Source organism: Thalassotalea fusca, from assembly GCF_053485835.1.
The window spans coordinates 1-222 of the sequence record NZ_JBQRUN010000088.1; the positions used below are offsets into that span (position 1 = coordinate 1).

A 222-nucleotide genomic window follows, 5' to 3' on the forward strand; every position below is an offset into this window, starting at 1 on the left:
AAGTAATGCCAGTCAGTTAAGCTGATTGGCATTTTTCTTATTCTTTGGATACTTCGATGGTTTAGGCTTTACCCACCTAGGATACTTTCGGTCTTCTCGTCGGTCGGGTAATTTAAAATAGGACATCTGAGTTAATAGAGCCTCATAATGCTTAGGAATATTCCCAGGACTTGTTAACGGCAGTGTTGCGAAGAACTGTGTTATTGCCATTGAACAGCTCGT

General features: G+C 41.0%; 1 pseudogene. It reads right to left on the minus strand.

From position 1 onward, the window contains the following. Positions 1–12: 12 nt before the first annotated feature. Positions 13–222: pseudogene (locus tag ACSLUK_RS20125) on the minus strand (IS4 family transposase); the annotation flags it as partial.